Below are 3,936 nucleotides of genomic sequence, written 5' to 3'. Positions count from 1 at the left end.
CTGCTGGGTGTAGCCGCGGATATCCGCCGCCGCCATATCCAGATTGCCGCCGTAAGCGTTCATCTGGTTTGCCGCAAAGTTTTCCAGATGCGCGGGCGTCAGCTCAGGAACGTTGTTCAAAAAGCTGTCCAGCCGCACAATGGGCTGCGGAAGGCGGCACAAACCGGCAAAATCCAGCGCGTATCCATCCAGCCCGGGCGGCATTTCGCCGCGCTCGAGCAATGCGGTCACATCATCCGCAATCCGGCCGTGAAAATCGCGCGCTGCATCCCGCAGGCGGGGCGTGTCCTCAATCAGCACCAGCGCATCCGCCGGCAGATAGTCAAGCGCGGTCGCCGCCTGCGGGTAAACCAGCGGCAGGTATTTATCCGCTGCGGGCAGCGCACCGGTTTCTTCCAAGCGTTCTGCGTCGCGTTCGATGTGCGCGGCGAGGTCGGCATGTTTTTTTTTGCGGGTACTCAGCAGGCCGCGCACGGCTTTCGCCAGCCCTTTTGCGCCGCCCGGCGCCAGATGGGGCAGGGTTTCCATGCACGGCAGGCAGCGCAGCGTTTCGGCAGTTTCCAGCCGCCGCTGGCTGCCAACGTCGAACGACGCGATTGAGTCGATCTCGTCATCCCAGAACTCAATACGGTACGGGTGCGCCGCCTGCGGCGGGAATACGTCCAGAATGCCGCCGCGTACGGAAAACTGCCCCGTGCCCTCTACCTGAATGCAGCGCTCGTATCCGGCGCGCACCAGCTTGTGCGTCAGCTCCTCCAGCGGCGCTGTGTCTCCGGCAGAAAGGGTGACCACCGACGCAGCCAATGCCTCGGGCGGCAGTGTGCGCTGCGCCGCCGCCTGCACGGACGCCACCGCGAACCGCATACGCGGCAGGGCGTCCAGCGCTGCCAGCCGCCGCTGCTCATAGCCGCGCGACACTCCGGTCACATCGGCCATGACCAGCTCGCGCGCCGGCAGTGTCAGCACCTCTTTTTCCGCAAAGGCGTGCAGATCGGCCGAAAAACGCGCCGCGGCGGCATCGTCATCGGTCAGCACCAGCACAGGGCGGCCGGTATCCAGCCCAAGCGCCGCCGCCAGATGCGCCTTGTGGATGGCCGACAGACCCACAGCCAGCACAGGCGTTTTGCCCTGCTCGAGCGCTTGTTTCAACTGTTTGTATTCTTTTAGGTAAGTTATACTTTTGGTTATTTCGGTCATACGGGTTCCTCCGGGCGGGGATAGGGCTTCCGCGCCGCAGCGCGCATTGGATCGGCGCTTGCCTTGCAAGCGCCATAAAAACCGGGAGCAGGCATCTCGGTTTTTATACAAGAACGGAGAAAAGTTTCGCTTGTCGGAACTTTTCGCAGTTTGGGATGTATCCGAGCTTTGTTCGGTACATCCCAACTCGTTGGAAATCTTGATTTCCAACGAAAATACGCCAATAGGGCAGATTTTCATCTGCCCTATTATGATATGCATGTGGTACGGCGCTTAATGCGCGTGCTCGTCGTGCTCGTGATGGCAGGCGGCGCAGTCCATGTCGCAGCCGAGGATTGCGGTGGGGTCCTTGCCCAGACGCTTGTAGTAATCTGCAATCGCCGAGCGGAGCGCTTCCTCCGCCAGCACCGAGCAGTGCATCTTGACCGGCGGCAGGCCGTCCAGCGCTTCCGCAACCGCCTTGTTGGTCAGCTTGAGCGCTTCTTCAAGCGTTTTGCCCTTGACCATCTCGGTCGCCATCGAGCTGGTGGCGATGGCCGCGCCGCAGCCGAAGGTCTTGAACTTGACATCCTCGATCACCTCGTCATCCGATACCTTGAGGTAAATCTTCATGATATCGCCGCACTTGGCGTTGCCGACCTCGCCCACGCCGTTGGCATCGGCAATTTCGCCCACATTGCGCGGATTGGTAAAGTGGTCAAGCACTTTTTCGCTGTATTGCATAATAAAAGCTCCTTACGTTGTATGAATAAAGAATGGAAAATAACAGTTTATGCGTGAAGATTGGCGGCTGCCGTCAGGTTGGGCTTGCCGTTTTCCCACACAGGGCTCATGGCGCGCAGGCCGGAGACAACCTTGTCCACCGTTTCGATGATATAGTCCACATCCTCTTCGGTGTTCTGTTCGCCCAGCGTCAGGCGCAGCGAACCGTGCGCAATTTCGTGCGGCAGGCCGATCGCCATCAGCACATGGGAGGGGTCGAGCGAGCCGGTCGAGCAGGCCGAGCCGGTTGAGCCGCACACGCCCTCATTATCCAGACGAAGGATGAGGCCTTCGCCCTCAATCGCTTCAAATACGAAAGAGGCGGTGCCCGGCAGGCGGTTTACCGGATCGCCGGTATAATGGGTATAGGGAATCCGGTCCATAATGCCGGAAACGAGCCGGTCGGTCAGCTTTTTGACATAGCCCATCTTTTCTTCCATGCCCTCGACCGCTTCCTGCATTGCTGCCGCAAGGCCGATAAAGCCAGCCGTATTTTCCGTACCCGAGCACAGGCCGCGCTCCTGCCCGCCGCCGTATACCAGCGGCTCAAGCGCAACGCCCTTTTTGATATAAAGCACGCCAACCCCGCGCGGTCCGCGGAACTTGTGGCCGGAAAGCGAGAGCAGGTCGATGCCCATTTCCTGCACGTCAATCGGCATATGGCCGACTGCCTGCACCGCGTCCGTATGGAATACGGCGCCGGCCGCATGCGCCAGCGCGGCAATTTCCGCAATGGGCTGGATGGTGCCGATTTCGTTGTTCGCCGCCATGATGGAGACGAGCGCGGTGTCTTCGCTCAGTTCGCGCCGGAGCTGTTCCAGATCGACGCGGCCGTACTTGTCCACATCCAGATAAGTGACGCGGAAGCCTTCTTTTTCCAGCGCTTCGCAGGTATAAAGCACCGCGTGATGCTCAATTTTAGAGGTGATGATGTGCCGGCGGCCCTTTGCGCCCGGGCCGTGCATAAAGCCGCGGATAGCGAGATTGTCCGCCTGGGAACCGCCGCCGGTGAAAATGATTTCGCCCGGCTTGTAATCATTGGCAACGTTGACCGGCTCGGCAGCGTTCAGGCATTTGCCGACGATCATGCGCGCTTCGTTAATTGCCTCCTTGGCGCTGCGGCCGATGCGGTACAGAGAGGAAGGGTTGCCGTACTGCTCGGTCAGCCAGGGTTTCATGGCCGCAAAGGCGGTTTCGGACATGGGCGTGGTTGCCGCATTATCCGCATAAACAAATCGTTTCATTTTATATCAGCCTTTCCTGTCAAAAGGGTTTTGATGTTTGGACGCTGAAAGCCTACTAATTCGGTAGGAACAGAGGATTCAGCATGTAATACTAATATACACCTGAAGCGGGCAGTTTAGCAAGTGAAAAACTCACCAAAGCAGAGACACGCAATTGGATATTTTGCATCATTTTGTGAATTTTGTGCAGGTTCAGTTTGGTTTATGCGCGTCAATTCGGCGTTTCAGCCGCTGCAGCACATCATCATACCGCGCGGAGCGGGCGGAGGGGTTGCCGCGCAGCATGCTTTTGCGTGTCCGTTTGAGGGCCTGCGCGCGCTCGTCAAAGCGGCGCTGCACTTCATCCAGGCGGGCAAGCAGCTGCTCTTTGGCATCCGCTACCTGTTCGCGGGTATCGTCCATATATCCTGCAAATTGTTCGCGGGCCTCGTCCATGCGCTCGGACCATTCGCCGCGCGCCTCGTCCACGCGATAGGACAGACGGGTCAGTTCGACCATTGCGGTTTCGGAAAGCTGGCGGCGCAGTTCGGCGCTCTGCTCGCGCAGACGGTCGAGCTCTTCCAGCACTTTGGCAAGATCGAGCGCAGCGCGGACGGATATGGTCACATCGCACACAAAGGCAGCCGAAAGCAGGAGACCGGCCGAAAGCAGAACAAGCGGCGGCAGGCCGAAGATCAGCGCTTCAACAGGCGGATGAATCAGCCGCGCGAGCAGCAGGCCCATCACGCCCCAG

At 59.5% G+C, this 3,936-nt stretch carries 2 protein-coding genes and 2 pseudogenes; all 4 read right to left on the bottom strand.

What is annotated here, in order from left to right; translation table 11 throughout:
* Positions 1–1,149 (bottom strand): annotated as a pseudogene (locus ACOYIE_RS09875) (transcription-repair coupling factor); the annotation flags it as partial.
* 321 nt (positions 1,150–1,470) lie between these two features.
* On the bottom strand, positions 1,471–1,920 hold the full coding sequence (nifU, locus tag ACOYIE_RS09870; RefSeq protein WP_433412768.1) for a Fe-S cluster assembly scaffold protein NifU: 450 nt from the start codon (positions 1,918–1,920) through the stop codon (positions 1,471–1,473).
* Between the two features lie 47 nt (positions 1,921–1,967).
* Positions 1,968–3,203 (bottom strand): cysteine desulfurase family protein, encoded by a 1,236-nt coding sequence (locus ACOYIE_RS09865; RefSeq protein ID WP_433412766.1) that lies wholly within the window; start codon positions 3,201–3,203, stop codon positions 1,968–1,970.
* 192 nt (positions 3,204–3,395) lie between these two features.
* Positions 3,396–3,936, bottom strand: a pseudogene (locus ACOYIE_RS09860) (hypothetical protein); the annotation flags it as partial.

This window comes from Agathobaculum sp., assembly GCF_050946325.1.
Lineage (GTDB): Bacteria > Bacillota > Clostridia > Oscillospirales > Butyricicoccaceae > Agathobaculum.
Note: the sequence above shows the minus strand (reverse complement) of the source record. Positions and strands in the feature narration are given on the sequence as shown.

Coding starts and splice junctions, on each gene's coding strand:
- ACOYIE_RS09865 (WP_433412766.1), bottom strand. CDS start 3,203: ATGAAACGATTTGTTTATGCGGATAATGCGGCAACCACGCCCATGTCC.
- nifU (WP_433412768.1), bottom strand. CDS start 1,920: ATGCAATACAGCGAAAAAGTGCTTGACCACTTTACCAATCCGCGCAAT.